General features: G+C 57.5%; 25 protein-coding genes. 11 read left to right on the forward strand and 14 right to left on the reverse strand.

The genetic code is table 11. The features are described from left to right. Positions 1 to 58 precede the first annotated feature (58 nt). Entirely contained in the window at positions 59 to 1,144 is a 1,086-nt protein-coding gene (locus GFB49_RS08520) for a polyamine ABC transporter substrate-binding protein (protein ID WP_153215436.1), read from the reverse strand. A 140-nt stretch (positions 1,145 to 1,284) separates the two neighbouring features. Between GFB49_RS08520 and GFB49_RS08525 the strand changes: the two genes are divergently transcribed. The 6 genes from GFB49_RS08525 to GFB49_RS08550 all read left to right on the forward strand — a co-directional run bounded on the left by GFB49_RS08525 (position 1,285) and on the right by GFB49_RS08550 (position 8,373). Further along, the gene (locus GFB49_RS08525) at positions 1,285 to 1,989 is read left to right on the forward strand and encodes a GntR family transcriptional regulator (protein ID WP_425505195.1); all 705 of its coding nucleotides are present in this window, start codon (positions 1,285 to 1,287) and stop codon (positions 1,987 to 1,989) included. A gap of 43 nt (positions 1,990 to 2,032) precedes the next feature. After that, entirely contained in the window at positions 2,033 to 3,427 is a 1,395-nt protein-coding gene (locus GFB49_RS08530; RefSeq protein WP_153215437.1) for an aspartate aminotransferase family protein, read from the forward strand. A gap of 355 nt (positions 3,428 to 3,782) precedes the next feature. Continuing rightward, complete coding sequence (locus GFB49_RS08535) at positions 3,783 to 4,874, forward strand: ABC transporter ATP-binding protein (protein ID WP_343032533.1); 1,092 nt, start codon at positions 3,783 to 3,785, stop codon at positions 4,872 to 4,874. 86 nt (positions 4,875 to 4,960) lie between these two features. After that, complete coding sequence (locus GFB49_RS08540; protein WP_153215439.1) at positions 4,961 to 6,034, forward strand: ABC transporter substrate-binding protein; 1,074 nt, start codon at positions 4,961 to 4,963, stop codon at positions 6,032 to 6,034. A 97-nt stretch (positions 6,035 to 6,131) separates the two neighbouring features. Next, positions 6,132 to 7,448 carry an ABC transporter permease gene (locus tag GFB49_RS08545; RefSeq protein WP_153215440.1) on the forward strand — a complete coding sequence of 439 codons (1,317 nt, stop codon included), beginning with the start codon at positions 6,132 to 6,134 and terminating at the stop codon, positions 7,446 to 7,448. A gap of 4 nt (positions 7,449 to 7,452) precedes the next feature. After that, the gene (locus GFB49_RS08550) at positions 7,453 to 8,373 is read left to right on the forward strand and encodes an ABC transporter permease (RefSeq protein ID WP_153215441.1); all 921 of its coding nucleotides are present in this window, start codon (positions 7,453 to 7,455) and stop codon (positions 8,371 to 8,373) included. Positions 8,374 to 8,421: 48 nt separating this feature from the next. On the opposite strand, the gene GFB49_RS08555 is transcribed toward GFB49_RS08550, so the two are convergent. From GFB49_RS08555 to dapE, 5 genes are all read right to left on the reverse strand, one after another. Further along, positions 8,422 to 9,735: a lytic murein transglycosylase gene (locus GFB49_RS08555; protein WP_153215442.1), complete on the reverse strand. Its 1,314-nt coding sequence runs from the start codon at positions 9,733 to 9,735 to the stop codon at positions 8,422 to 8,424. 107 nt (positions 9,736 to 9,842) lie between these two features. After that, positions 9,843 to 12,122, reverse strand: a complete 2,280-nt coding sequence (gene rnr / locus GFB49_RS08560) for a ribonuclease R (RefSeq protein ID WP_153215443.1) — start codon at positions 12,120 to 12,122, stop codon at positions 9,843 to 9,845. Positions 12,123 to 12,174: 52 nt separating this feature from the next. After that, positions 12,175 to 12,759 (reverse strand): TIGR04282 family arsenosugar biosynthesis glycosyltransferase, encoded by a 585-nt coding sequence (locus tag GFB49_RS08565; RefSeq protein WP_153215444.1) that lies wholly within the window; start codon positions 12,757 to 12,759, stop codon positions 12,175 to 12,177. Further along, positions 12,756 to 13,181: a GNAT family N-acetyltransferase gene (locus GFB49_RS08570; protein WP_343032521.1), complete on the reverse strand. Its 426-nt coding sequence runs from the start codon at positions 13,179 to 13,181 to the stop codon at positions 12,756 to 12,758. The genes GFB49_RS08565 and GFB49_RS08570 overlap by 4 nt, the downstream gene beginning before the upstream one ends. Then, positions 13,178 to 14,323 carry a succinyl-diaminopimelate desuccinylase gene (gene dapE, locus GFB49_RS08575; RefSeq protein ID WP_153215445.1) on the reverse strand — a complete coding sequence of 382 codons (1,146 nt, stop codon included), beginning with the start codon at positions 14,321 to 14,323 and terminating at the stop codon, positions 13,178 to 13,180. Before dapE ends, GFB49_RS08570 begins: the two co-directional genes overlap by 4 nt. A 355-nt stretch (positions 14,324 to 14,678) precedes the next feature. Here dapE and GFB49_RS08580 point away from each other — a divergent pair, with 355 nt between their 5' ends. The 3 genes from GFB49_RS08580 (at position 14,679) to GFB49_RS08590 (ending at position 18,444) form a co-directional block, all read left to right on the forward strand. After that, on the forward strand, positions 14,679 to 16,244 hold the full coding sequence (locus GFB49_RS08580; RefSeq protein WP_153215446.1) for a Hint domain-containing protein: 1,566 nt from the start codon (positions 14,679 to 14,681) through the stop codon (positions 16,242 to 16,244). Between the two features lie 3 nt (positions 16,245 to 16,247). Then, entirely contained in the window at positions 16,248 to 17,321 is a 1,074-nt protein-coding gene (locus GFB49_RS08585; RefSeq protein WP_153215447.1) for a Hint domain-containing protein, read from the forward strand. Between the two features lie 67 nt (positions 17,322 to 17,388). Beyond that, positions 17,389 to 18,444, forward strand: a complete 1,056-nt coding sequence (locus tag GFB49_RS08590) for a transporter substrate-binding domain-containing protein (RefSeq protein WP_281347149.1) — start codon at positions 17,389 to 17,391, stop codon at positions 18,442 to 18,444. Between the two features lie 12 nt (positions 18,445 to 18,456). On the opposite strand, the gene GFB49_RS08595 is transcribed toward GFB49_RS08590, so the two are convergent. The 3 genes from GFB49_RS08595 to GFB49_RS08605 all read right to left on the reverse strand — a co-directional run bounded on the left by GFB49_RS08595 (position 18,457) and on the right by GFB49_RS08605 (position 20,526). Then, positions 18,457 to 18,807 (reverse strand): hypothetical protein, encoded by a 351-nt coding sequence (locus tag GFB49_RS08595; protein ID WP_153215448.1) that lies wholly within the window; start codon positions 18,805 to 18,807, stop codon positions 18,457 to 18,459. Positions 18,808 to 19,006: 199 nt separating this feature from the next. Then, positions 19,007 to 19,834: a 2,3,4,5-tetrahydropyridine-2,6-dicarboxylate N-succinyltransferase gene (gene dapD, locus GFB49_RS08600; protein ID WP_153215449.1), complete on the reverse strand. Its 828-nt coding sequence runs from the start codon at positions 19,832 to 19,834 to the stop codon at positions 19,007 to 19,009. A 92-nt stretch (positions 19,835 to 19,926) separates the two neighbouring features. Further along, positions 19,927 to 20,526, reverse strand: coding sequence for a GntR family transcriptional regulator (locus tag GFB49_RS08605; RefSeq protein ID WP_153215450.1), 600 nt, complete (start codon positions 20,524 to 20,526; stop codon positions 19,927 to 19,929). A 185-nt stretch (positions 20,527 to 20,711) separates the two neighbouring features. On the opposite strand from GFB49_RS08605, the gene GFB49_RS08610 reads away from it, so the two are divergent. Beyond that, a complete protein-coding gene (locus GFB49_RS08610) occupies positions 20,712 to 21,560 on the forward strand; it encodes an LOG family protein (protein WP_153215451.1) in 849 nt (282 codons plus the stop codon). A gap of 34 nt (positions 21,561 to 21,594) precedes the next feature. Here the strand turns inward: GFB49_RS08610 and rlmN are convergent, their stop codons facing one another. Both rlmN and GFB49_RS08620 read right to left on the reverse strand, forming a co-directional pair. Next, positions 21,595 to 22,788, reverse strand: a complete 1,194-nt coding sequence (gene rlmN, locus GFB49_RS08615) for a dual-specificity RNA methyltransferase RlmN (RefSeq protein WP_153215633.1) — start codon at positions 22,786 to 22,788, stop codon at positions 21,595 to 21,597. A 173-nt stretch (positions 22,789 to 22,961) separates the two neighbouring features. After that, positions 22,962 to 23,528, reverse strand: a complete 567-nt coding sequence (locus GFB49_RS08620) for an invasion associated locus B family protein (RefSeq protein ID WP_153215452.1) — start codon at positions 23,526 to 23,528, stop codon at positions 22,962 to 22,964. Between the two features lie 169 nt (positions 23,529 to 23,697). On the opposite strand from GFB49_RS08620, the gene GFB49_RS08625 reads away from it, so the two are divergent. Further along, positions 23,698 to 24,696, forward strand: a complete 999-nt coding sequence (locus GFB49_RS08625) for an asparaginase (RefSeq protein ID WP_153215453.1) — start codon at positions 23,698 to 23,700, stop codon at positions 24,694 to 24,696. A gap of 6 nt (positions 24,697 to 24,702) precedes the next feature. On the opposite strand, the gene GFB49_RS08630 is transcribed toward GFB49_RS08625, so the two are convergent. From GFB49_RS08630 to serB, 3 genes are all read right to left on the reverse strand, one after another. Further along, the gene (locus GFB49_RS08630) at positions 24,703 to 25,023 is read right to left on the reverse strand and encodes a YciI family protein (protein ID WP_153215454.1); all 321 of its coding nucleotides are present in this window, start codon (positions 25,021 to 25,023) and stop codon (positions 24,703 to 24,705) included. A gap of 63 nt (positions 25,024 to 25,086) precedes the next feature. Then, the gene (locus GFB49_RS08635; RefSeq protein ID WP_153215455.1) at positions 25,087 to 25,845 is read right to left on the reverse strand and encodes a TSUP family transporter; all 759 of its coding nucleotides are present in this window, start codon (positions 25,843 to 25,845) and stop codon (positions 25,087 to 25,089) included. Then, positions 25,845 to 26,720 (reverse strand): phosphoserine phosphatase SerB, encoded by an 876-nt coding sequence (gene serB / locus GFB49_RS08640; RefSeq protein ID WP_153215456.1) that lies wholly within the window; start codon positions 26,718 to 26,720, stop codon positions 25,845 to 25,847. Before serB ends, GFB49_RS08635 begins: the two co-directional genes overlap by 1 nt. Between the last annotated feature and the right edge of the window lie 177 nt (positions 26,721 to 26,897).

A 26,897-nucleotide genomic window follows, 5' to 3' on the forward strand; every position in this document is an offset into this window, starting at 1 on the left:
GGACACCTTGGACCAGGGCGCGTGTTACGCCCTGGCCGGTTTCAAAGAGGGAACGGGATTAGATGCCCGATTTCACTTTGGTCCACATACGTGTCGCCACGCGCTGAACTTTGGCCGGGTAGGCTTCTTTGATGTAGAGGTTTTTGACAGTCTCTTCGTTGGGGTAGATGGCGGGGTCACCGATCACATCTTCCACCAGGAACTCCTGGCTCGCCTTGTTGCCATTGGCATAAAAGACATAGTTGGACGCGGCGGCCATGTTCTGAGCATCCATGATGAAGTTCAGGAACTTATGGGCACCTTCCGGGTTCGGAGCGTCGACCGGAATGGCCAGTTGGTCAAACCACATCAGCGCACCTTCTTTGGGCGGGTTATAGGCGATTTCAACACCGTTTTCGGCCTCAGCTGCGCGGTCACGAGCTTGCAGAATGTCGCCGGACCAGCCAAAGGACACGCAGATCTCGCCGTTGGCCAGAGCGTTGATGTTTTCTGAACTGTGGAATTTCTTGATGTAGGGGCGCACGGCCAGCAGAACCGCTTCGGCCTTTGCGACAACTTCGGGATCCATGCTGTTGGGATCTTCGCCGATGTATTTCAGCGCCGCTGGGATCATTTCGTCCGGCGCGTCCAGGAAGTAAACACCGCATTCGGCGAGTTTTTCCATATTGGCGGGATCAAACACCAGCGCCAGCGAATCCACAGGCGCGTCTGCGCCCAGAGCTTCGGCGACTTGTGCTGTGTTCACACCCAGACCTGTGGTGCCCCACATATAGTTGACGGAGTATGCGTTGCCGGGATCATAGAGCGCGGTGCGCTCTTCAATCGCGCCCCACATGTTTGAGGCGTTGCTCAGTTTGGATTTGTCCAGCTTTTGGAATGCACCAGCTTGGATCTGGCGGGCCAGGAAAGAGCCGGTTGGAACAACGACATCATAGCCGGAGCCGCCCGCAAGCATTTTGGTCTCCAGCAGTTCGTTGCTGTCAAAGACGTCATAGATCAGCTTGATGCCGGTCTCTTCTTCGAATTTGGTCAACAGCGACTCATCAATATAGTCGGACCAGTTATAGACGCGAATTTCTTCGGCGGAGGCTGCAACCGCGCTCAGCGCAGCGGCCGTTGTCAGTGTAATAAGTTTCGTGGTCATTTGACGCTCCCGATTGAGACCGGCTTCCTCGTCCGGCTGGTCATAATTTGATCAAGTTTAAGATCTGATCGCAACATGTTTATATTTCCTGCGACCGTTTCTTGGTGCATTCTGCCAAAAAAGTAGGAGGACGCGGAACAGTGACCGCCCCAGTTTTGCAGGACATGCAGACAACAGACGCCAACGAGAAACGTCCCACACATGAGGTGGTGTATCAACGCTTGCGTGAGAAAGTGTTGTTTGGAGAACTGGCGCCAGGCCAGCCTGTGACAATTCAGGGATTGGTGGAAACGCTGGACGTGGGCATGACACCCGTGCGCGAAGCGATCCGCAGAATGATTTCAGAAGGCGCATTGGTCTTCCAGGGCAATCGAAGGGTTTCTGTCCCGTCTTTGTCGACGCATGACATAGATCAAATGGTTTTTATAAGGAAATCAATTGAATGTGAGTTGGCGCGCCGGGCTGCCGAAACGGTTTCGGACGATGCGGTTGCGCAATTGGTTGCGATTGACGCAGCCCTCGATCAAGCGTTGGAAACCGGAGATGTGCATGGGTATTTGGTCCATAATTACCGGTTCCACGCAGAGCTTTATAAACATGCCAACGCGCCGGTTCTGACAGATATTGCCGAGCGGATCTGGTTGCGGTTTGGGCCGTCAATGCGCGTGGTCTGTGGCCAGTTGGAAGCCGGCCATTACCCGGATCGGCACAAAGACATTTTGGAAGCACTGCGTCGACAGGACGGTGAATTGGCCGCTTTGGCGATGGAACGGGACGTCAAACAGGGCATGGAACAGATTCGCCAAGGTCTGCTGGACCAAGTTGATTCGATTGACATTGGATAATTTGATCATATTCTTGGGATAACTTTGATTTGGGAGTTGCTCCATGTCTACGATCACCAACCATATGCCCACCGAAGAGCTGCAGGCTTTGGATGCGGCGCATCACATGCATCCGTTTACGGCCAACGGCGAGTTGGCGCAAAAAGGTGCACGAGTTATCACGCGCGCCGATGGCGTCACCCTGACCGATAGCGAAGGGAACCAGATCCTGGATGCTATGGCGGGCCTGTGGTGTGTGAACATCGGCTATGGCCGGGACGAACTGGCGGATGTCGCCGCCCGTCAGATGCGCGAGCTGCCGTATTACAATACGTTTTTCCAAACCACGCATCGTCCCGCAATCGAGCTGGCGCAGAAGATTGCGCAGCTGGCGCCTGGGGATCTGAACAATGTCTTCTTTGCGGGGTCGGGGTCCGAGGCCAATGACACCAATATCCGCATGGTACGTCATTACTGGGCGCTCAAGGGCAAGCCGTCCAAGTCGATCATCATCAGCCGCAAGAACGCCTATCACGGGTCGTCCGTTGGTTCTGGCTCCTTGGGTGGGATGAGCGCGATGCATGAACAGGGCGGGCTGCCCATTCCGGATGTGCATCACATCAATCAACCCAATTGGTGGGCTGAAGGGGGCGATATGTCGCCCGAAGACTTTGGCATTGCCCGCGCGCAAGAGCTGGAACAGGCGATTTTGGAGCTGGGTGAGGATCGTGTCGCCGCCTTTATCGCGGAGCCGGTACAAGGGGCCGGGGGTGTGATTGTTGCACCAGACAGCTATTGGCCCGAAGTGCAGAAGATCTGCGACAAATATGAGATCCTGTTGATTGCCGATGAGGTGATCTGTGGTTTTGGCCGGACCGGTGAATGGTTCGGGTCGCAAAAGCTGGACATCCGCCCGGACATCATGACCATCGCCAAGGGGCTCAGCTCGGGCTATGCGCCAATCGGTGGCTCTGTTGTGAGCGACGAGGTTGCCTCAGTCATCGCACAGAGTGAGTTTAACCACGGTTATACCTATTCGGGTCACCCGGTTGCGGCCGCAGTTGCGCTGGAAAATCTGCGCATCCTGGAAGAAGAAAACATTCTTGGTCATGTGCGCGATGTGGCGGCACCTTACCTCAAGGAAAAATGGGAAAGTCTGGTCGCGCATCCCTTGGTTGGGGAGGCGAAGATCGTTGGCATGATGGGATCCATCGCGCTGACCCCACACAAAGAGAGCCGAGCGGCGTTTGCAGCTGAAACGGGTACGGTTGGCTATATTTGTCGTGAGCGGTGTTTCGCCAATAACCTGGTGATGCGCCATGTGGGCGACCGGATGATAATTTCGCCGCCTTTGATTCTGAAGCCTGAGGAAATTGACATGTTAATGGACCGGGCTTTGACTTCGCTTGATGAATGCTATGCGCAGATCAAAGCGGACGGGTTGCTGAAAAGCGCTTAGCCTTTGATAATAAAATGCTTAAAAAAACAACAAGGCGCACCAATAGGTGCGCTTTTTTGTTTGGGGTGACGAAGTAGTGAGGTCTTGGAAGCTGGCGCAAAACCGAAGTTTGTTGGGCTGTGTTGACGCAAACTAGATATTTTGACGCAAATCGTGCATCACGTGACGTTTTTTAGATATTATTTTTTCTCGCATACAGGTGTTCTCGGGCCAGAGGTGAGCCGAGTTCTTTTGGCTCATAGGGCAGAGCGCCTGTTGCACTTGCACCTCTGAAGCAGAAATGTATGGTGAATCACCAAGAGCGGCTAACAGCCGCCAAGAACAAGATAATAACGGGGAGCCTATTTTGGCACATGTGTCTCGAAATGACGCGTTCGTAGAATTCGAACGCGTTCAAAAAAGCTATGATGGTGAAAATCTTGTTGTTAAAGATTTGAACCTTACTCTTCCCAAGGGCGAATTCTTGACAATGCTTGGCCCGTCGGGGTCCGGCAAGACGACGTGCTTGATGATGCTGGCTGGGTTTGAGACCGCGACCCATGGGGATATTCGTCTGGATGGGGTTTCGATCAACCACATCCCGCCGCATAAACGCGGCATTGGCATGGTGTTCCAAAACTATGCGCTGTTTCCACATATGACCATCGCGGAAAACCTGAGCTTCCCGCTGGAAGTGCGCAACATCGGCAAGTCCGATCGCGAGGAAAAGGTTAAGCGCGCGCTGGATATGGTAGAGATGGGCGCCTTTGGTGGCCGTCGCCCGTCGCAATTGTCCGGTGGTCAACAGCAGCGGATCGCTTTGGCGCGTGCGCTTGTGTTTGAGCCTGAACTGGTTCTGATGGACGAACCTCTGGGTGCGCTTGACAAGCAGCTGCGGGAAAAGATGCAGTTCGAAATCACGCGTCTGGCGCATAACCTGGGCATCACCACGGTTTATGTGACCCATGACCAGACCGAAGCATTGACTATGTCGGATCGTGTTGCGGTGTTTAACGATGGCCGCATCCAGCAGTTGGCCCCGCCGACCGAGCTGTATGAATCGCCGGTCAACAGTTTTGTGGCGCAGTTCATCGGCGAGAACAACACGCTTGAGGGCACGGTCGCTGAGGTCAACGGCAACCGCGCGTTGGTCAAACTGGACGACGGTGAAGTGATTGACTGTAAACCGGTGAATGTCTCCAAACCTGGAGAGCGCACCCGAGTCTCGATCCGTCCGGAACGTGTGGAATACAATAAAGACCGTATGCAGGAAGGGGTTCATACCCTTCAGGCGGAGGTATTGGAGTTCATCTATATGGGTGACATTTTCCGCACCCGACTGCGCGTTGCAGGCAATGACGAGTTTATCATCAAAACCAGGAACGCGCCGGATCAGGTGCGTCTGGAACCGGGCCAGCAGATTGACATCGGCTGGATGCCCGAGGATTGCCATGCGTTGGACGCTTAAGGCCAGCGCACGACTGTAAACCGGCAGAACATCGGCCCGAACTGCCGAAATCTAACGATAAAACGGGCTTCAACTGGGAGTTTATTATGAAAATCAAAACTGCACTTTTGGCATCTGCACTGACGACCGCAGCGGCTGTGGCACAAGCTCAAGAAGTGACTGTCATGTCTTGGGGTGGTGCTTACACCAAAAGCCAAGTCGAAGCGTATCACAAGCCTTTCACAGCAGAGACCGGTATCAAGATCGTTTCTGTTGACGCTGACAACCCTGCGACACCAATCAAAGCACAGGTTGAAGCAGGCAATGTGACCATCGATGTTGCAGACGTAGAATTCTCGGACGCGGTGCGTCTGTGCGACGAAGGCCTTTTGGAAGAGATCGATGTTTCGATCCTGCCGGCTGCACCTGATGGTACGCCTGCCGAGGATGACTTCATCGAAGGTGCCCTGCAGGACTGCGCGGTCGCTAACATCGTATGGTCCACTGTTTTTGCGTATAACACCGAAAACGTCTCCAGCGCGCCAGCGAGCATCGCAGACTTCTTTGACACAACAAAGATCCCCGGTAAGCGTGGTCTGCGCAAGTCGGCCAAAGCGACTTTGGAAATGGCTCTGATGGCGGACGGTGTTCCGGCAGCAGAAGTCTATGACATTCTGGATACCGAAGAAGGTGTTGATCGTGCCTTTGCGGTTCTGGATAAAATCAAAGACGATATCGTTTGGTGGGAAGCTGGTGCGCAGCCGCCGCAGTTGCTGGCCGATGGCGAAGTTGTAATGTCCACCGCCTACAACGGCCGTATCTTTAACGCAGCCGTGGCCGAAAGCCAGCCGCTGGAAGTTGTTTGGGACGGTCAGATCCTGGACTTTGACTTGTTCGTTGTCCCCAAAGGCGCACCCAACAAAGAAGCCGCGCTGGATTTCATCGCCTACTCGACCGACACACAGCGTCTGGCGGATCAGGCATCCTGGATCTCTTATGGTCCGGCACGCAAGTCTTCGGGGTCTTTGGTCGGTTTGTTCTCTGATGGAAAAACCGAAATGGCGCCGCACATGCCGACCGCCGAAGCAAACCTGGGCAACGCTCTGGTTAACAACTTTGAGTTCTGGGTCGACAAAGACACCGAGCTGAACGAGCGCTTCAACGCGTGGTTGGCTAACTAATCCATACATCCTGTTTAAACACAGGATGATACAACCATTGGGACCGGGCCAGTTCATAAGGCCCGGCCCATCTTTCGGGGAATAAGGTGTACATCCAATGAGTGACGCAACGCTTTCACAAGCTACAGCGGTCAACGAACCATCGGCCGGTTTAACGACGGCTGACGGAAAACCTCTGAAACAAGCGCTATTGCGCGCTCAGTCTCATGCGCGTCGTCGCGCGTTTTTACTGGTGGCGCCTTTGTTGGCGTTTATTCTTCTGACCTTTGTGATGCCCATCGGGCAGATGTTGCACCGGTCCGTGCACAATGAGGGCTTTACTTGGCATGAAGATGTGACAACAGGTCACCGTACGCCGATCATGACCAATCTCTCTCAGTGGTTTGATGACAATCCGCTTGGCACAGAGCCGGATGAGGCGGCGTTTGCTGCATTGGCCGCAGATCTCGTGGTTCTGCGTGAGGTCAAGGCTGCGGGGCAAGCGGGCACTCGGATCAACTATGAGCGCTCGGGCTCGCGGTCCATGTTCACCAAAGCCGCGCGGCGGGCGAACAAACTGGAAGCGCCTTACAAAGAAGCTTTGTTGGAGCTGGATGAGGATTGGGTCGACCCAAGCCTGTGGCGCGTTATGCGTGATGCCAGCTCGTCTTATACTGCGAATTTCTATCTCGCAGCTTTGGACCGGACCAAAGATGCGGATGGCAAGGTGACACAGGTGAATGAAAATCGCCAAGTCTACGTAAAGCTGTTCAAGCGCACCTTGTTCTTGTCGATCATTATTACCCTTTTGACCCTGATCCTTGCCTACCCAATCGCCCATCTTCTGGCGACTTTGCCTTTGGGCAAGTCCAACCTGCTGATGATCCTGGTCCTTTTGCCATTTTGGACATCACTTCTGGTGCGGACGACAAGCTGGATGGTGCTGCTTCAAAGTCAAGGCGTGGTCAATGATGCACTGGTGGGTATGGGCCTCTTGGGCGACGAAAACCGGCTTGAAATGATGTACAATCAAATGGGTACGTTGATTGCGATGACCCATATCCTGCTGCCATTTATGGTGCTGCCGCTTTACTCGGTTATGCGGCCGATCAACCCATCCTATGTGCGCGCCGCGCGCTCGCTGGGCGCAACCAGCTGGACGGCATTCCGTCGGATTTATTTCCCGCAGACTGTGCCTGGCATTGGGGCCGGGGCACTGTTGGTCTTTATTCTGGCGGTTGGCTATTACATCACGCCTGCTCTGGTGGGCGGGGCTGATGGTCAGCTGATTTCGAACCTTATTGCGTTCCACATGCAAAAATCGCTGAACTGGTCCTTGGCGGCCGCACTGGCGGCTCTGCTTCTGGGCGGTATTCTTATCCTCTACTGGCTGTATGACCGGCTGGTGGGCATCGACAACCTGAAGCTGGGGTAACGACATGGCTCTTCCGACACATGCATCCCGCCTGGAACGTATCTGGCACTACACCTATCTGGTAATCTGCGCTGCGATCTTCCTGTTCCTTATTGCGCCCATTCTGGTGGTGATCCCGCTCAGCTTCAACGCCGAGCCGTATTTCACCTTCACAGAGAAGATGCTGAAGCTTGATCCCACAGGGTATTCCACCCGCTGGTATGACTTGCTTTTGACCTTTGGCATGACCGATCCCGAGGCCCCGCGTGGGTGGAGCTGGTGGGCCGACACCTGGAGCAACGCAGCCTGGATCAATGCGGCCAAAAACTCGGTGATTGTGGGGTTCTTTTCCACTGTCTTGGCGACAGTTCTGGGCACTGTGGCGGCGCTTGGTCTGTCCCGTCCGGAAATGCCGGGGCGTCGCGTGATCATGGCCATCCTGATTTCGCCAATGATCGTCCCGATCATTATTGTGGCGACCGGGTTGTTCTTTTTCTACTCGTCCATCGGTATTCAGGACTGGGGTATTCCTTACCTTGGGGTGATCCTGGCCCACGCCACATTGGGCATTCCCTTTGTCATCATCACGGTGACCGCCACGCTTGTAGGGTTTGACCATTCCTTGACCCGTGCTGCTGCCAACCTTGGCGCGGATCCGGTGACAACCTTTCTGCGGGTGCAGATGCCATTGATCTTGCCAGGTGTGATTTCTGGCGCGCTCTTTGCCTTTGTCACCTCGTTTGACGAAGTGGTGGTTGTGCTCTTTGTGGGTGGTCTGGACGAACAGACGATCCCGCGCCAGATGTGGAATGGTATTCGTGAACAGATCAGCCCGGCGATCTTGTCGGTGGCAACCATTCTGGTCCTGATCTCAATCGCTCTGCTCACCACGGTTGAGCTGCTGCGCCGACGTTCCGAGAAACTGCGGGGCATGAGCCCGCAGTAACGCCCTGGACAAATGAGAAAAGAAAAGCCCCCTTGAAGGGGGCTTTTTTTATCGCAGGCTTTTCAAAAGGCTGAGCGAGGGGTAGCCGTCCTGTGTTAACCCCTGGGACGCTTGATAGGCGCGCACGGCGGCGATGGTGTTGGGGCCGATCTTGCCATCCACCCCTTGGGTGCTGAAACCCGCGCGGGTCAGGCGGCGCTGCATTTCCTTGCGTTCTTTGAAGGTCAGCGCGCGGTCGCTGCGGGGCCATTTGGCCTGAATGGGGCCTGCGCCCTTCAGCCGGTCGGACAGGTGGCCCACACCAATGACATAGGCATCCGCGGTGTTATAGCGTTCAATAACCGCAAAGTTCTTGAAGATCATAAAGGCCGCGCCCTGACCGCCCGCAGGCAAAAGGATCGAGGCGCTGCCATAGTTCGGCACGCTGCGCCCGTCCAACCCTTTGACGCCAAGCTTGGCCCAATCGGCGGGGGATTTCTGGATCTTGCGGCTGGCCAGCGCAAAGTTGAAATTGCGCGGCAGCTGGACTTCAACCCCCCAGGGCTGCCCTTTGACCCAGCCGAATTTCGCCAGATAGGCCGCAGTGGAAGCCAAGGCATCCGTAGGGTCATCGGACCAGATGTCGCGTTTGCCATCGCCGGTGAAATCCACCGCATAGGCCAGGTAAGACGTTGGAATAAACTGCGTATGCCCCATGGCGCCGGCCCAGCTGCCGGTCATCTTGCGCGGGGCGACATCCCCGGCTTGCAGGATCTTGAGCGCGGCAATCAGCTGGGATTCAAAAAACCGCCCGCGCCGCCCGTCATAGGCCAGCGTGGCCAGCGATTGGATGACGTCATTGTCACCTTTGTAGCTGCCATAAGCGCTTTCCAATCCCCAGACGGCGGCGACGACCTCTTTGGGAACGCCGTAATGCGCTTCGATCCGTTCCAGCGTGCGGCGATGTTCCCGCAGGGCGGATTTACCGTTTTTGATCCGCGTGTCCGAGGCGGCGCTGTCCAGATATTCCCAGATTGTTTTGGTGAATTCGGATTGGTTGCGATCCCGGCGGATGACGTCCGCGTCATAGGAAATGCCTTTGAAGGCGCGTTTCAGGGTGCGGTCGCTGATGCCTTGGCTGCGCGCGCGCGTGCGAAACCCGCGGGTCCAGGCATCAAAGCCAGGGTTTGCCGCAACAGGTGTTGCCTGTGTCTGCGACACCACCGCTGGCCGCGCGGTTGGGCGTTGAGCTTCAACAGAAGCCAATACCACGGGGCCTTGCGTCACAGGACGGGCTGCGGGCCGCAAAGAGATTTCAGGGGACGCCATTCCGGATGTGCCGAGCGCAACCAGCACAGCGGTTTTGGAAACCAACTTGATCATTGTGCACCTCAATAACAACTGCTCTGGTTCAGTGTAGCCGAGGCCAGATATTCAAAAAAGACTTCACATCGCAAAAGCGTCGCAATCGGCTATGAGTCGCCCGTGTTTTACTTACGCTTGCGGATCACTTTGCGTTTGACCTTGTCCTTCTTGATCTTGGCTTTGGCGGCTTTGCGTTTTGGCGCACGTCCCGCGGGGCTGCGGCGTCCGCGACCGGGCTTGTGGCCGTGCCCCTTGGGCATAACCGCATCTTCCAGCGTCAAAAGCTCAAGCTCCAAACCGCCCGTAACCGCCGCCGCCTGCGCCAGACGTACGGTCACCCGTTGACCAATGGACAGGATGATCCCGGTGTCGACACCCATCAAGGTGCCTGCTTGGGCGTCAAAGTTGAAGTACTCGCGTCCGATTGTGCGAATGGGCACCAGCCCGTCCGCACCGGTTTCATCCAGCTTCACAAAGATGCCGAACCGCGCCACACCGCTGATGCGGCCTTCAAACTCACTGCCGACGCGTTCGGACAGATAGGCCGCCAAATAACGGTCGGTTGTGTCCCGCTCGGCCACCATCGAGCGGCGTTCCGTGTCCGAGATATGCTGCGCGGTGTCGTCCAAACGCTCGATGTCGTCCGGTGTCAGCCCATCATCGCCCCACCCGTGGCTGGAGATCAGAGAGCGATGCACGATCAGATCCGCATAGCGCCGGATCGGAGAGGTGAAATGCGCATAGTTGCGCAGGGCGAGGCCAAAGTGGCCAAAGTTTTCCGGATTGTAATAGGCCTGCTGCATAGACCGCAGGGTGGTAATATTGATCACCTCTGCATCATCAGTGCCTGCCGCCGCATTCAGCAGCGCGTTCAGGTGCCGGGTTTGCAGAACCTGTCCTTTGGCCAGGGCAAAGCCCGCCGCTTTGGCGGTTTCGCGCAGGGATTCCAGTTTTTCCTCGGCTGGCTCTTCGTGCACGCGGAACAGTTGGGGAGAGCGTTTCTTGATCAGGGTTTCGGCGGCGGCGACATTGGCCAGCACCATGAACTCTTCGATCAGCTTATGCGCATCCAACCGATCCCGGAACGCGACCGAGGCCACCTGACCCTCGTCATCCAGCACAATCTTACGTTCCGGCAGATCCAGATCCAGCGGCTGGCGGGCTTTGCGGGCGTTCACCAGCGCGGCATAGGCCGCATAAAGCGGTTTGATCACATCGTCGAGAAAGGGCGCGCATTTCTCATTCGGGGTGCCATCAAAGGCCTCTTGCACCTCGGCGTAATGCAGCGAGGCGGCAGAGCGCATCAGGCCCCGCACAAAGCGCTGGCCGATCTTGTTGCCGTCCGCGTCGATCTGCATGCGCACAGCGATACAGGCGCGCGGAACCCCTTCGTGCAGAGAACACAGATCACCTGACAGGCGATCCGGCAGCATCGGCACAACCCTGTCCGGGAAATAGCTGGAATTGCCGCGTTTGCGGGCCTCGCGGTCCAGCGCGGTGCCGGGTTTCACATAGGCCGCGACATCGGCAATGGCGACCCAGATGATATGACCGCCGGGGTTATTGGGGTCATCATCCGCATGGGCGTAACAGGCGTCATCATGATCGCGCGCATCGGCTGGGTCGATGGTCACCAGCGGCAGTTCACGTAGATCCTCGCGCCCGTTCAGACCCATGGGTTTGGCCTGATCGGCCTCAGCAATGACCTTGTCGGGGAAATGGTCAGGGATGCCATGTTGGTGGATGGCAATCAGGGATACGGATTTCGGCGCAGAGGGATCGCCGAGACGTTCCACCACACGGGCGCGGGGCAGGCCCATGCGCCCCTTGGGGCCCGCTTGTTCGGCCTCCACCAGTTCACCGTCTTTGGCACCCATTACCGCATCGGGCGCCACCATCCATTCCAGATCGCTGGCCTTTTCGATGGGCACGATGCGCCCACCTTCGGCGCCCTCGCGAAAGATCCCCAACACCCGTTTGGGATTGGTGCCAATGCGGCGGATCAGCCGCGCCTCGTAATGATGATCCTCGCCCTGAACCAGCGTCAGACGACCGAGGATTCGGTCCCCTTTGCCCAGAGCCGGATCCGAGGCGCGCGGGCTCACCAACACGCGCGGTTCCTCGCCTTCGCCGTGCCATTCCATAGGCTGGGCAAACAGGTCGCCATCCTCATTCGGGGCCTTTACCACCAGCACGCTGACGGGGGGCAGACGATCCGGGTCGCGATAGGATCTTTTGCGTTTTTCCAGATGCCCTTCGGCCTCCAGCTCTTTGAGCACACGTTTCAAATCGATCCGGTCGGATCCTTTGATGCCAAAGGCTTTGGCGATATCACGTTTGGAGGTCTGGGTCGGGTGGGCGGAGATCCAATCGAGGATCTCGGCCTTGCTGGGAATAGAGCTCATATCCCTCGCCTAACACGGTCAGATCACAAGGTCATGAGTAAAATGCGACAGGTCAGCCTTGCACGCGACGCAGGTCTTCCACGGTGTCCACATCTGCCAAAGTATCGACCAGGGCGATGCGTTGATCCGGCAGGGTATTGAGCGTGTCTGACAGCGCATAGACACTGGACCAGCGGGCGCCGTGGAATGTGGTGCGGGGCAGGCGTTTGGGGTGTTTTGCCCCAACCAGCCAGAACCCGCCATCAGGTGCTGGACCAAAGACCGCGTCATGATCCCCCAACGCATTGAACGCGCGGGCAATATGGGTGCGGGAGATGCCGGGGATGTCCGCACCAATCAGACAGACAGGACCGTGGTCTGCGGCCTGTTTCAGCATCCGTGCCATGCGCTGGCCCAGATTGCCGCCGCCCTGTGGCAGCCGCTCAAGATCGGCAGGCCAAACGCGTGAGCCGATGGCCCCATCTGGTGCCGTGGCCAGAACAATGCGCCAGCGCGGATCCCGCAGCCGCCGCAGCAGGCGCGCGGATTGATGCCGAAACCACCAGGCCGAGGCCACAAGTCCGATGTCGCGCCCCAGGCGTGTTTTTACACGTCCCGGTCGCGGTTCCTTGATCATCACCACAAGGGTCTGTGTCATTTGAGTTCTTTCACCATATCACGATGCGGAATGCCGCCGTCATCGTAAATGGGGCCAAAGGCTTGAAAACCCAAGCCTTCATAGAAGCCAATCGCGTAAGTTTGAGCACCCAGCTTGGCGCGTGTCACATCTGGCCTTTGGGCCACCAGATCCAGCGCAAATTGCATCAGGTCCCGGCCCAAACCCGTGCCGCGACCGGATTTCAAAACGCAGACCCGGCCGATTTTGGCGGTGTCGCCGTTCACCAGCACCCGTGCGGTGCCAATGGGGGTGTCCCCGTCACGGGCTAGAATGTGAATGGCCTGATCGTCCAGATCATCCAGCTCATCTTCCACCGGGACGCCTTGTTCATGGACAAAGACCTCCATGCGCAGCGCCATACAGGGGGCATAGTCGGTGACGGTTTCAATTGTGAGGGTCACGCGAAATAGTCCTTGAGAATGCGGGAATAGATCGACTTTAGCTGATGCACATGGTCAATCACCACATGTTCGTCCACCTGGTGCATCGTCTTGCCCACCAGGCCAAATTCCACCACCGGGCAATGGTTTTTCACAAAACGCGCATCCGAGGTTCCGCCAGTGGTCGACAGTTCCGGTTGGACGCCTGTTTCAGCGGCAACCGCGCCAGAGACCAGATCCGACAGCGCTCCGGGTGGGGTGATAAAGCTTTCGCCCGAGATCTTGATCTTGGTCTCAATCGTAACCCCAAATTCTGCGGCGACCTTGGCGGCTTCGTCTTCCAGCCATTTTGACAGGCTGGCCCCGGAATGGGCATCGTTGAACCGGATATTGACGGCAGAGGTCGCCTGCGCCGGGATCACATTGGTGGCCGGGTTGCCGGTGTCCACGGTGACAACCGCCAGGGTCGAGGGGTCAAAATGTTCGGTGCCTGTGTCCAGCGTGTGGCTGGCCAGCCGGTCCATCAGGCGCACCATCGGGTTCAGCGGATTGTTGGCCCGATGCGGATAGGCAGAGTGCCCCTGTTTGCCTGTGACCGTAAACCATGCGGTCATGGATCCACGGCGGCCGATCTTGATCATGTCGCCCATCTGATTGGGGCAGGTTGGTTCACCCACCAGGCAGACGCTCATCTGTTCCTGTGCCGTCTCCATATAGTCCAACAAGGCGGTGGTGCCATCGGTGGCGTCGCCCTCCTCATCGCCGGTGATGGTCAGGAGGATCGCACCGTCGGGCGGTGTGTCCTGCACCAGGTCGATGGCGGCGGCGACAAAGGCCGCGACGCCGGACTTCATGTCTGTAGCCCCACGCCCATACAGCAGCCCGTCTTTTTCTGCGGCTCCAAAGGGGTCAACGGTCCAGGCAGCTGCGTCACCCACAGGCACCACATCGGTATGACCGTTAAAGCCAAAGCTGCGGGCATGCCCCTTGGCACCCCAACGGGCAAACAGATTGCTGGTGTCGCCGCGATCCACACGCGTGCATTCAAATCCGGCCGCGCTCAGCAGACGCTCCAACAGAACCAGCGCGCCACCTTCGACAGGCGTGACCGAGGGGCAACGGATCAGATCTGCGGTCAATTGGACGGGATCGGTGATGGGCATAAGGGGCTCCTGATCTATGGCGTTGGTTTGGCCTACCTCGGAACGCCCATGGGTGCAAATCGGCAGCGCGCTTATCTGTGGCAAAAAAACTGCGCAAATCAACTGTCTTCACGGAGCCGGATGACTCATGTGTTAAGTTTGATTAACCATTTCTTAACAAGACCCGAGGCAGGGCAGCAGACGTGTTGGACAACCGGAAAATCCGGGCCGACATCCATATCATCTTATGCAAGAGTCGCGGTATCCTCTTGCAAAGAACAACCGACGCCCGGCGCAGGCCGGATGTGGGCTGCGTATGCCTTGTTCAATTCTGTTGGTCCCTTGGGGGGCCAATCGGCAGGCAAAGGCAGAGCAAATGGTAGCAGCGTCCGAACTGACATATGATACCTCTGCAACCGCAGAGCAGTTGGCACAGACGATCTTTGGCGATGGCGTTTCCGTTGAAAGCGCAAGCTATACAGGGGATCCCCTGTCTTCGGCGATCTATTCTGGCGGAGATGCATTGGCGCGGGACGCGACACCGTCGGACACCGGCGTGATCTTCTCCACCGGGCGGGCGGCGGATTACACCAATTCGACGGGTGATGCGAACCAGTCCGCGTCGCGCACCACCAACACCGGCGGCCCCAATGATGTGGCCGAGTTTAACGCAGCAGCAGGCACACGCACCTTTGATGCGTCATTTCTGGACGTCGAATTCATCCCGACCGGCGACACGCTGACGATGCAGTTTGTCTTTGCCTCGGATGAATACCCGGAATTTCAGGACTCGGTGTTTCAGGATTTTGTCGGCGTCTGGGTCAATGACGAGTTTGTCGAACTGGGCATCGGCACTGGCGACACGGATCCCGGCAATATCAATGATGGCGAGAACCAGAACCTTTACCTCGACAATTCGGACAGTGATTTCAACACTGAAATGGACGGGCTGACCGTCACACTGACGCTTAAGGTGGATGTGAACCCGGATCAGATCAACACGATCCGGATCGGCATCGCGGATGTGTCAGACGCCGCCTTTGACAGCAGTTTGCTGATTGCGGCCGATTCTGTTCAGACCTCATTGGTGGCCAATCAGGACATTGTGCATGTGGACCCGGACGGCAGCAAAACTGTTGATGTTCTGGCCAATGATGAAAGTTCCAGCGGCAATGTGCTGACGATCACCCATATCAATGGGCAGCGCATCGAGGTTGGGGAGACCATCACCCTTGGCACTGGTCAGGATGTGATGCTGAACGAGGACGGCACCCTGACGCTGGTGGGCGATGGCGATGCTGAGGATTTCAATTTCACCTACACGGTGGCAGATGGCGACAATACGGACATCGGCTTTGTCGAAGCCAGCACCATTCCCTGTTTTGTGGCAGGCACGTTGATTGAAACGCCAAACGGGCTGCGCCGGGTCGAAGATCTGGCGGTGGGCGATCTGGTCAGGACCCGCGATCACGGCGATCAACCCATTCGCTGGGCAGGCAACCGCACTGTCACCGCCCAGGGGCGCATGGCTCCGATCCGCATTGCCAAAGGCGCGCTGGGCAATACCCGCGATCTGTGGTTGTCCCCGCAACATCGGGTGGTTCTGTCGGATGCGCGGGCCGAACTGCTGTTTGGGGAAGACGAAGTGTTGATCCCAGCCAAAGCGCTGTTGAATGACCAAACGGTCACACGGCGGCCCGGCGGTTGGGTGACCTATGTCCATCTTATGTTTGATGACCACCAGATTATTTTTGCCAATGGTCTGGCTAGCGAAAGCTTTCTGCCCGGTGATCAGACCAGCCGCCTGTTTGACCCAGCGGTGTTGGAAGAGATCTGCGCGATTTTCCCGGAACTGGACCCCAAAACCGGCGCAGGCTATGGCAGCGCTGCGCGCAGGGTGCTGCGTGGCTATGAAGGCCGTGTTGTGACAGCGGTGGCTTAGCGGATGACCTGGCTGGCGCTTTGGGATCGGGCTTCGGGGTTTGTGCCGTTGAGTGATCCCGAGCAGTTGACCACCGAAGGTGACCGGCTGTTGGCACAGGGGTCGCTGATGGTGGAATTCCAACTGCCCGACGGGCCAAGCCCGCGTCCATTGCTTGCCTTCGCGCAATCTGGCATCTGGCCGCTTCGTTTGGCGCTGACAGTATTGCCCAATGGCGCTGTTTCCTTTGTGCTTGATCAACTGGGGCAGGTGGCCCACCATGTGTTTGCGGGCTGTGACACATCGCGGATAGAGACACTGCGGTTGGTCTATGCCTGGGATGCGCCCTGTGGTTGGGGGCGGATCTCTCTGGAATGCCTCAGTACAGGTCGGATGCAGACACAGCCTGTTGCCAGGCCAAAGCCATGGCGGGTGGCAGATCTGTTGGCGGTTTTGCGTCCAAATAACGCTTGCAGGTCACGTCGTGAGGTGTCGCTACTAGGTCTTTCGGATCGACCGGAACCCATCGGTCCGCAGCCTGGGCTGCCCGGAGATCTGAAGGTCAGCACATCTGAGGGCGACCGCCCCATATGTGATCTGCGCCCCGGCGACAAAATCTTGACCGAAGATGGGCGAGACGTGCCTTTGATTGCCGCCGTCAGCCATAGGGTTCTTATGGCGGGGACGGCCCATCCCATTCAGCTGCGCGCGCCGTACCTTGGGGCCCGGCAAAACGTGACCCTAAGCGCCGCTCAAAGGCTTCTGGTCCACGGGGCTGAGGTCACGTATTTGTTTGGGACATCAGCCGCGTTGGTCCGCGCCGGCGATTTGCCAATGCCATTTGCGGTACAGGGTATTGCTGCTCCCAAAGTCGACCGTCTATGGCAATTGGTGCTGCCAATGGGTGAACCTTTCCAAGCCGCAGGGCTGTGGATACCCAGCCTGACCTTTGCCGCGCTGCGTCATGCGCCGGAGCAGATCGCGGCCAGCCTGGCTGCCAAACTGCCGACAAGCCAAATCAGGCGGCAGAACAGCGCGTCTTACCCCTGTTTGGGTGCCTTTGACGCAGAGACACTCTTGCAGGCGCGGGTCGCTTAATTTCTTGCTTGAACGCGCGCCTGCCCCTAATCATGCGCCGACATATTCTTTGTGAGAGAGAGCCTCCTTGACCCGAACGCGTGCATTTTTGTTTTTGGTGCTTCTGCATCTGGCAGGCGCAGCCTGGAGCCAATCTCTGATTGTGGACACCGTCACGCGCCCGCCGTTTTCGATGGTGGAAAACGGGCGTGATGCCGGGTTTTCCATGGATCTTGTCGCTGCATTGTTGAAGCGGATGGACCAGCCCTTCGAAGTGCGCCGAAACGACAGTTTTGGCGAGATGCTTCTGAATGTAAGCGAAGGTGAAACGGATATGGCCGCGGCCAATATTTCGGTCACTTCAGCACGCGAAGTTCATATGGACTTTAGCCACCCGATTTTCGAAAGCGGTTTGCAAATCATGGTGAAAACCGAAGATTTGCGGCAACCTTCCCTGGTTCGGGCGCTGTTTTCCAAAGACTTGGCGATTGCTATCGGGGTCGCATTCCTGCTTTTGGCGGGCGGGGGCATGTTGATGTGGGCCGTCGAGCGGCGTGCGCAACCCTATTTTGACCGCCCCCTCAAAGAGGCCTGGTTCCCATCTTTTTGGTGGGCCCTCAATCTGGTGGTCAACGGCGGCTTTGAAGAGCGGGTCCCGCGCACCCCCGTGGGGCGCGTTTTTGGCGTGTTGTTGGTGATCTCATCCCTGTTTATTGTGTCGGTTTTTGTGGCCAAAATCACGGCCGTTATGACGGTCGAGGCCATCAGCGGCAGCGTGAATTCAGTCAATGACCTTTATGGCAAACGGGTGGGTACCCTGTCGGGGTCTACCGCGGCTGGATTTCTGGACCGAAGAGAGGTGGATTTCCGCGGTTTTGGGGATCTCCAAGAGCTACTCGCCGCCTTTGAACGCGACGACGTGCAGATCGTGGTCTTTGATGCACCGGTGCTGAATTACTACACAAACCATTCCGGGCGCGGAATTGGTCAGACGGTGGGGCAGGTGTTTCTTCAGGAAAGCTACGGCATTGCATTGCCACAGGGCTCCCCTTTGAAAGAGGAGGTCAATCGGGTACTCTTGGAGCTGCGCGAAGACGGGACCTATGACCGGATCTATGCCAAATGGTTTGGGCGCATAAACTAACTGGGCGAGCCGTTAGTGCAGCGTATCTGGTGTGTCATCGTCAAAATAGGGCGTCATCTGCGCCACGATAACCGCATTTTCATCCTTTGCCCGCTGCATCAGTTCGCGTTCTTCCTGGCTGATGTCATGGCCCGCAGCTTCGCGTTCGGCCACCGAACCATATCCGGTCACGTCCAGCGGAGCCGTGTCTGCTTGTTTTAGGATCGCCACGGTCTCACGGACCGCTTCGGCTTCGTCAATACCTGACGCAAAGACCATCAACGCGGCCCCAGTTGCGTCTTTGGGTAGGCCATCCCCTTCCTTGCGCCCGATTTGGACCAGAAGGGTATAGATTTGTTGGCGGGATTTCTTTTTCTCGGACATGGGGCAAGCATGTGCCGGGAAAACCGGCTGGGGTCAAATGGTAAAACCGGGCAGTGTAACTTGCGCGGTCAGTTGAGGGGCTCTGCCCCCGCCGCTCACGCGGCTCCCCCGAAGTATTTATCAAAAAGGCGAAAAGGCAGCGCGTCTTTCATCTTTTTCCAAATACTTCGGGGTTTGGGGCAGAGCCCCAAGAAAAGACTTAATCGCGCAGCAATTCGTTGATGCCGGTTTTGGAGCGGGTTTTCTCATCCACGCGTTTCACGATGACCGCGCAATAGAGGTTGATACCGTTTTTCGACGGCATGGAGCCTGCAACAACCACCGAATAGGGCGGTACTTCGCCATAGAAGACTTCGCCTGTTTCACGGTCCACGATTTTGGTTGACTGGCCGATGAAAACACCCATGCCCAGAACCGAACCTTCGCGGATGATACAGCCTTCGACCACTTCGGAGCGCGCGCCGATGAAGCAATTGTCTTCAATGATGGTGGGGCCTGCCTGCATGGGTTCCAGAACGCCACCAATACCAACGCCGCCGGAGAGGTGCACGTTTTTGCCGATCTGAGCGCAGCTGCCGACGGTGGCCCAAGTGTCCACCATGGTGCCGGTGTCCACAAAGGCGCCGAGGTTCACAAAAGATGGCATCAGCACCACGCCCGGTGCGATATAGGCTGATTTGCGGACCACGGCATTTGGCACGGCGCGAAAACCTGCGTCTTTCCACTGGGTCTCGCCCCAGCCTTTGAACTTGCTGTCGACCTTGTCCCACCAGCCAGAGCCTTGGGCGCCACCGGACTGTTCTTCCATATCTTTGATGCGGAAGCCCAAAAGCACGGCTTTTTTGGCCCATTGGTTCACATGCCAATCGCCATTGTCCAGCTTTTCGGCCACGCGCAATGTGCCGCCGTCGAGCGCGTTCAGCGTGTCTTCGATGGCGTCGCGGGTTTCGCCCGTAGTGGCCGGAGTGATTGTGTCGCGCGCCTCCCAGGCGGCTTCGATTGCGGCTTCCAGCTGCGCATTGGACATAAGAGTTCTCCAAGGATCAAAATTCTTCGGCGTTACATAGCGGGAAAATGCACAGAGGTCATGCCTCAATCTGCACGGGCAGATGGGGATATTTATCGCACCCGTCGCAAATGGCGGCGCATCACGTCGCAGGCCCCGGCTGCGTCGCGGCGGTCAATGGCCTCCACCAGCGCGGCGTGATCCGAATCACGTCGCGGTTTCCAGGTGTCGCGCCAATGGGCGAACAGGTGGCGGGCGGCAGCCAGTTCCAGATCGGCAATTGTATCCAGCAGGCGGGGCATGGCGCAGGGCGTCAAGAGCGCCATGTGAAAGGCCCGGTTGGCCCGGTCCCAGGTCACCATATCGGTCGCTGCGTCGCAGGCGTCAAAGGCGGTGCGGATCGCGGTGACATCTTTTTCGCGCATGCGCGGCACCGCATGCGACAGAGCCAGCACTTCCAGGGCGACGCGCATTTCCACCACTTCGCGGATTTCCTGGGGATCAAGCGCGCTGACACGCATGCCGCGGCGGGGAATGGATGTGGCCAGCCCATGGGCCTCCAGCCGCAACAGGGCCTCGCGCACTGGGACGTGGCTTGCATCAAACTCGCGGGCGATGTGATCCTGACGCAGTTTTTCGTCTGCCGCCAATTCTCCGGTGACAATACGCTCGCGCAGCAGAAGGTAGATTTTATCGGCGATCGTTTGGGTCATCTGGCTTCAATGTTGATATCGCAGCTGCTGATCTTGCAGGCGCACAAGTTGCGACAACCTAGGAAAAAACCACGTCGGCTGCAATTCATCACATTGAAATCCATCTTTGGTCTGTGTGGGGCTGGCCTCCATTGCGACACGTGGATAGGGTTGAGTTCTAACGGAATTAACGAGGTCTTATTTCCATGACCGAAGAACGCCATAGCCGATTTCCCGACGCGCATTCTGACCGGGATCGCGCAGAACATGTGCCCCTGACACCCCAGACAGCGTCCCCGGCCTATGCGCTGGCATTTGCGGATGAAGAGTTTCTGTGCCGGGATGAATTGCGGCCGGTGCGTTTGCAGCTGGAATTGCTGAAACCTCAGCTGATGCTGGACGAGCAAGGGGTGGAAAGCACCATTGTGATGTTTGGCGGCGCGCGTATCCCTGCGCCCGCACAGAAGGGAAAGGCACGCACGCAGACCCTGGCAGATCTGTCGCATTTCTATGATGAGGCGCAGGAGTTTGCGCGTCTGATGACGTTGAAGTCGATGGAAACGGGCGGGCGCGAGAATGTGGTGGTCACCGGCGGTGGCCCCGGCGTGATGGAGGCCGGAAACAAAGGTGCGATTGAGGCAGGCGGGCGCTCGGTCGGGCTGAGTATTGTGTTGCCGCATGAGCAGGCGCCCAATGAATTTGTGACCCCTTCGCTCAGCTTCAACTTCCACTACTTCGCGATCCGCAAGATGCATTTCCTGATGCGCGCGCGGGCGATCACTGTGTTTCCCGGTGGGTTTGGAACCTTGGACGAGCTGTTTGAGAGCCTGACGCTTATTCAGACCGGGCGTATGGAGCGGGTGCCATTTATCCTGTTTGGGCGTGAATTCTGGGAGCGGATCATCAATTGGGATGCGCTGTCGGATGCGGGCACCATTTCCGCAGACGATCTGAACCTCTTTAAGTTCGCCGAAAGCGCACAAGAGGCGATGGAGATCTTTGAAGCTTGGGAAAGTGCGCCGCCGCGGGATAATTTGCCCGGCCGCGAGCGCTGATACAAAAAAGCCCGGCCAATGGCCGGGCGTTTTCTTATCCGTTGTTCATACCGGCTTCGGCTTCGATCTGCTTGCGCGACTTGCGGGCGCGTTCGGTGGCAGACTTCAGCTGGCCGCAGGCTGCCATAATATCCTCACCCCGCGTCTTGCGGATCGGTGAGGCATAGCCCGCTTGATAGATAATATTGGCAAAGGCCCGGATCCGGTTGTTTGAGGACCGCTTGTAGGGCGCGCCGGGCCATTCATTAAACGGGATCAGGTTGATCTTGGCCGGGATGTTGTAGCGTTTGATGTGGTCAATCAGGCGGTGTGCGTCTTCGTCGGTATCATTGACACCATCCAGCATCACATATTCAAAGGTAATCCGTTCAGAGTTCGATACCTTCGGGTAATCGGCCAGCGACTGCAGCAGCTGATCAATATTCCAGCGTTTGTTGATTGGAACCAGCACATCACGGGTGTCGTTGGTCGTCGCATGGAAGGAAATCGCCAGCAAACAACCGATTTCCTCGGCGGTGCGGGCAATTTCCGGCACCACGCCCGAGGTCGACAGGGTGATACGACGGCGCGACAGGGAGATCCCTTCGGGGTCCATGGCAATTTTCATCGCGTCGCGAACGTTCTCGAAGTTATAGAGTGGCTCCCCCATGCCCATCAGAACGATGTTGGACAGAAGGCGTGTCTCGTCCTTCGGCGCGCCAGGTACTGGCCATTCCTCCAGATCGTCACGGGCCATCATGACCTGACCGACAATCTCAGCCGGGGTCAGGTTGCGCACCAGCTTTTGGGTGCCAGTGTGGCAGAAGGAACAGGTCAAGGTGCAGCCCACCTGTGACGAGATACAGAGCGTGCCCCGATCGTCTTCGGGAATATACACGACCTCGACCTCGTGGCCGCCGTTGATGCGCACCAGATATTTGCGGGTGCCATCGGTGGAGACCTGTTTGCTGACCACTTCCGGAATGCGGATTTCGAATTTCTCTTCCAGATCCGCGCGATAGGCCTTGGCCAGGTTGGTCATTTCGGCAAAATCGCGTTTGCCCCATTGATAGATCCACTGCCAAATCTGGCCGACACGCATTTTGGCCTGCTTTTCCGGCGTGCCATTGGCAATTAGCACGTCCCGCATTTGCGGACGGGTCAGGCCAACAAGATTGATCTTGTCGCCTTCCGCGTCTTTGCGGGGCAGGGTCAGAACGTCTTGCGTGATCGGCGCTTTGGCGGTCATGGCTTGGGACTCGGCGGCTGTGATGGGATTGAAGGCGGTTCTATAGAGGAAAAAGCCGGTTCTGCCAAACGAAAGATGCGCACAGCCTACCGCATATCCGTTATGCGTCATGGCAAAAGAAAAAGACCGCCCAAACGGAGCGGCCTTTGAATACTGTACTGGATCGCGGTGGATCAGCTGCCGCAGCGCTTTTCCGCGTCTTCTACAGCGGCGGTGAACCCAAGCAAAGAGAACGTGTCTTTGGTTTGGGTGCCACGTGCGGAACGGGCGGTCAAAACGGCCTGCGCCCCACGTTTCATCGCCGCTACGATCTTGGCGTCCTCGGCGGGGGTGGACGGCCAGGCCCATTCGCGATCATCGCCGGGTGTGTTCGGATCATCCTTTGCGACGGTGAACAGCTGAAACACTTCATCCCCAATCGCCATGCTGACTGTCGAAGACGGTGCAAAAGGGTAGCCGCCGGTAAAGGACACCGAGGGATTGGACCCTGCACCCAGATTATAGGTGACAAACAGCTGAATTTGGCTGCGCCGGACCGAGACGACACGGCCATCGCGCGTGTTCACCGTCTCTTTTGGGGCGGAAACCCCCCAGCATTCCTTGGGGCTGTCCCCTTGAAACACGCTCCAATCGACATTGGCGCCGACGCGATTATCTGTTGTTGCTTGTTGTGCCACGGCCATGCTGGCAACGCAGGCCACGCTCAGTCCCGCAATTATGCGGACGAGTTTCGATGCCATTTGTCCCGACTCCAAAGACTGTCTTCTACCTCAATTGCGCTGGGGTCTTGCGGCGTTGTTGCACCGTCTTCGTCCCTGTCCCGCGCTTGCGTCACTCAAACATATTAGCGTATCAGACGCTATGGTTGAAAGGGAGTTTGGCGGGAAATCGCCAAGAAAAGAGGTCAAAATGACAAACCCGGTTCCTTTGGTAGAAGTTTGGCGCGGTGATCTACTGGAATCGTTTCATTTCGGCCACGCTGTGGTCTGTGATGGCGACGGTCAGATTGTCGAGGCCTGGGGCGATCCAGATGCGGTTGTCTATCCCCGCAGCTCGGCCAAGATGATCCAGGCTTTGCCCTTGGTGACCTCTGGTGCGGCTGAAAAATACGGCCTTGGCCCGCAGCAGCTGGCGTTGGCCTCAGCCTCTCACAGCGGCGCTGATCTGCATGTGACCGCCGTACAGAACTGGGTTGAGAAACTGGGCCTGGGTGAGGCTGATTTTTGCTGTGGTCCGCAAACTCCAAAAGACCGGGCGGAACGGGAACGGCTGATCCGCGCGGATCAGAAACCCAGCCAGTTTCACAACAATTGCTCGGGCAAACACGCAGGGTTCCTGACGCTGAACCAATATCTGGGTGGCGATGCCGATTACACTGCGGTGGATCATCCCGTACAGCAGACGGTCCGTGCGACTTTTGATGCGCTGACCGGTGAAACCTCGCAGCATGTTGGGCTGGATGGCTGTTCTGCGCCGAATTTCTCCTGCTCGATGCGGGGCATGGCGCGGGCAATGGCCTGGTTTGCCACGGCACATCACCGGGAGGATGCGCAATCCTTGGCGGCGGTGCAGATCCGCGATGCGATGATGGCGCATCCTGAACTGGTGGCGGGCGAAGGTCGTGCCTGCACACGTCTGATGCGGGCGATGGACGGCAAGGGAGCGGTGAAAACCGGGGCTGAGGCCTATTTTATTGCGATCTTGCCTGAGATTGAAAAGGGCGTCGCGCTCAAGATCACGGATGGTGGCACCCGCGCGGCGGAATCTGCGATTGCAGCGATTCTCGTACGGTTGGGCGTGTTGCACGCCGATCATCCTGACGCCCAGGCCTTTGTCCAGGCGCCCATCACAAATTGGCGTGGGCTCAAATGCGGCGAGATGCGTCCCGCCGCAGCATTGTTAAGCTAAGAGCTGTTACATCTCTAATTCAATGATTTCGGCAACTTCAACGGTGCCGGAGTCATCTTTGACAATCGGGCATCCCGCGGCCATGGCACAGGCGGCTTCGATTGTGTCTGCGTTGACGACAGTAAACCCCGACAGGGGGTTTGCCCCGCCGTTGTCGACCACGCCGGAACCTGTGACCGTTTTCGACAGCCCAACCGGATTGCCCGGGATGGCCACGGCCTCTCCCATGTCGTTGAACCATGTCATCCAGGCTGCCATTTCCTGTTCACCTTCCTCAGGTGTTTCAGGTGTTTTGCCGCCATGATAGGCGAAAATATATTGAGGCATTGGGACCATCCTTTACCGATTATGCACATTGGGAATGCGGTGCAGTCTATCAGAAAAGGCGCGTCAAAACATCTCCCACAGCAGCTTGGCCGCAAGAATAAGTGATGTCGCCACCAACAGAGGTTTGATCAATCGCGCGCCGATCTTTTGAGCCAGTGCAGCGCCACATTGGGCCCCGGCGATCTGTGCGGCGGCCATGGCCAGACCGGTCATCCACCAGGGTGTTGCAACCAGCGCAAAGACGGTCAAACCACCTAAGTTCGAGGCAAAATTCAACAGCTTTGTATGCGCCGTCGCCTTGAGGATCCCATAACCCGCGAGCGATACGAAACTCAGCATATAAAAACTGCCTGCGCCCGGTCCCAACACGCCATCATAGGCAGCACACAGCGGCACCGCCGTGGCGGCAAAGAGCGCGGGCGACAACCGTTGCTGCCGGTCGCCATCGCCCAGGCCTTTCTTGGTCGCGAAAAAGATCGCGATGCCGATCAAAAGAATTGGCAGGAACAAACGGATGGCGTCGGTTGGCAATACTGTCACCAGCAATGCGCCGGCCATCGCAGCACCAAAGGCGATGGTTGCGGGCCACAGTTGCCGACGCAGCTTGACATGGCCGCCACGAGCGTAAGACACCGCTGCGGTGCCTGCGCCGAAAACGCCTTGAACCTTGTTAGTGGCCAGAGCCGTTACGGGATCGGCGCCCGCCAGCAACAGTGTTGGAACGGTGATCAGCCCGCCTCCACCGGCCACGGCGTCGATAAAGCCCGCCAGAAATCCGGCTGCAATCAGCAGGACCAGCAGGTCAAAGCTGACTTCGAACATCAGGCGACAAAGTCGTCTTGGGCATAGCCTTGGATATACAGAAGCGCCGAGAGGTCGCCATGGTTGATGCGGATATCACATTGCGCCGCAACCGAGGGTTTGGCGTGCAGAGCGACGCCTGCGCCCGCACGTCCCAGCATGCCCAGATCATTGGCCCCGTCGCCCACCGCAATAACGTCAGTGTCCAACAGGCCAAGGCGTTGGGTGATCTGTTCCAAGGCCTCGACTTTGGCCTCGCGCCCCAGAATCGGGCGGCCCACGTCGCCGGTCAGCGTACCGTTTTCCACCAGCAACGTATTGGCGCGGTTTTCATCAAAGCCCAGTTCCGCCGCAACCTTGGCCGTAAAGGCAGTGAACCCGCCCGAGACCAGCGCCGCATAGGCTCCGTTGGCCTTCATCGTGGCAAGCAGTGCTTTGCCGCCGGGCATAAAGGTAATGCGGGTGGACAGCACCTGCGCGATCACCTCTTCGGGCAGACCTTTCAACAGGCCAACCCGTTCGGTTAGCGCGCCTTCGAAATCCAATTCGCCATTCATGGCGCGCGCAGTGATCTCTTTGACCCGTTCGCCGACGCCCGCTTCATCGGCCAGCTCGTCAATGCATTCCTGCTGGATCATGGTGGAATCCATATCCGCCAACAGCATCTTTTTCTGACGACCTTCAAGGGGTTGAAGGACCAGATCGACGCCGATCTTCTGCAGGTCTTCCCAAACGTCCCAGCGGTTTTCGGGCATCTCTGGCAGCGTGAATTCGGCAGCGATACCAGGGGCCAGCCACCGGAGCTCACCGCCGCCCCAGGCATTGCGCAGCGAGTCGGCGAGGGCCGGTTCCAGGGTCGGAGATGCGGGGTTGCACAGCAGGGTGGTGACAAACATGGGGCGCGCGTCCTTTGCAGTGATTCCCGGCAACTCATAGCGAGGCGCGCGCAGCGAAACCACCCCTCATCCGTGTTTCCACAAAGCGACCGCAGAGGGGCAAAAGTTTCCGAAAGGCGAAATTTATGGTCGCAATTGGAATCAGAAAGGCCGGTATTGGGCGATTTTGACGGTTGC

The sequence above is a fragment of the Tritonibacter litoralis genome, assembly GCF_009496005.1.
In the GTDB taxonomy this organism is placed as follows: Bacteria; Pseudomonadota; Alphaproteobacteria; order Rhodobacterales; family Rhodobacteraceae; genus Epibacterium; species Epibacterium litoralis.

Excerpts from the sequence above, each read along its gene's own strand:
- GFB49_RS08520 (WP_153215436.1), bottom strand. The coding sequence starts at position 1,144 with ATGACCACGAAACTTATTACACTGACAACGGCCGCTGCGCTGAGCGCG.
- GFB49_RS08530 (WP_153215437.1), top strand. The coding sequence starts at position 2,033 with ATGTCTACGATCACCAACCATATGCCCACCGAAGAGCTGCAGGCTTTG.
- GFB49_RS08540 (WP_153215439.1), top strand. The coding sequence starts at position 4,961 with ATGAAAATCAAAACTGCACTTTTGGCATCTGCACTGACGACCGCAGCG.
- GFB49_RS08545 (WP_153215440.1), top strand. The coding sequence starts at position 6,132 with ATGAGTGACGCAACGCTTTCACAAGCTACAGCGGTCAACGAACCATCG.
- GFB49_RS08550 (WP_153215441.1), top strand. The coding sequence starts at position 7,453 with ATGGCTCTTCCGACACATGCATCCCGCCTGGAACGTATCTGGCACTAC.
- GFB49_RS08555 (WP_153215442.1), bottom strand. The coding sequence starts at position 9,735 with ATGATCAAGTTGGTTTCCAAAACCGCTGTGCTGGTTGCGCTCGGCACA.
- rnr (WP_153215443.1), bottom strand. The coding sequence starts at position 12,122 with ATGAGCTCTATTCCCAGCAAGGCCGAGATCCTCGATTGGATCTCCGCC.
- GFB49_RS08565 (WP_153215444.1), bottom strand. The coding sequence starts at position 12,759 with ATGACACAGACCCTTGTGGTGATGATCAAGGAACCGCGACCGGGACGT.
- dapE (WP_153215445.1), bottom strand. The coding sequence starts at position 14,323 with ATGCCCATCACCGATCCCGTCCAATTGACCGCAGATCTGATCCGTTGC.
- GFB49_RS08580 (WP_153215446.1), top strand. The coding sequence starts at position 14,679 with ATGGTAGCAGCGTCCGAACTGACATATGATACCTCTGCAACCGCAGAG.
- GFB49_RS08585 (WP_153215447.1), top strand. The coding sequence starts at position 16,248 with ATGACCTGGCTGGCGCTTTGGGATCGGGCTTCGGGGTTTGTGCCGTTG.
- GFB49_RS08595 (WP_153215448.1), bottom strand. The coding sequence starts at position 18,807 with ATGTCCGAGAAAAAGAAATCCCGCCAACAAATCTATACCCTTCTGGTC.
- dapD (WP_153215449.1), bottom strand. The coding sequence starts at position 19,834 with ATGTCCAATGCGCAGCTGGAAGCCGCAATCGAAGCCGCCTGGGAGGCG.
- GFB49_RS08605 (WP_153215450.1), bottom strand. The coding sequence starts at position 20,526 with ATGACCCAAACGATCGCCGATAAAATCTACCTTCTGCTGCGCGAGCGT.
- GFB49_RS08610 (WP_153215451.1), top strand. The coding sequence starts at position 20,712 with ATGACCGAAGAACGCCATAGCCGATTTCCCGACGCGCATTCTGACCGG.
- rlmN (WP_153215633.1), bottom strand. The coding sequence starts at position 22,788 with ATGACCGCCAAAGCGCCGATCACGCAAGACGTTCTGACCCTGCCCCGC.
- GFB49_RS08620 (WP_153215452.1), bottom strand. The coding sequence starts at position 23,528 with ATGGCATCGAAACTCGTCCGCATAATTGCGGGACTGAGCGTGGCCTGC.
- GFB49_RS08625 (WP_153215453.1), top strand. The coding sequence starts at position 23,698 with ATGACAAACCCGGTTCCTTTGGTAGAAGTTTGGCGCGGTGATCTACTG.
- GFB49_RS08630 (WP_153215454.1), bottom strand. The coding sequence starts at position 25,023 with ATGCCTCAATATATTTTCGCCTATCATGGCGGCAAAACACCTGAAACA.
- GFB49_RS08635 (WP_153215455.1), bottom strand. The coding sequence starts at position 25,845 with ATGTTCGAAGTCAGCTTTGACCTGCTGGTCCTGCTGATTGCAGCCGGA.
- serB (WP_153215456.1), bottom strand. The coding sequence starts at position 26,720 with ATGTTTGTCACCACCCTGCTGTGCAACCCCGCATCTCCGACCCTGGAA.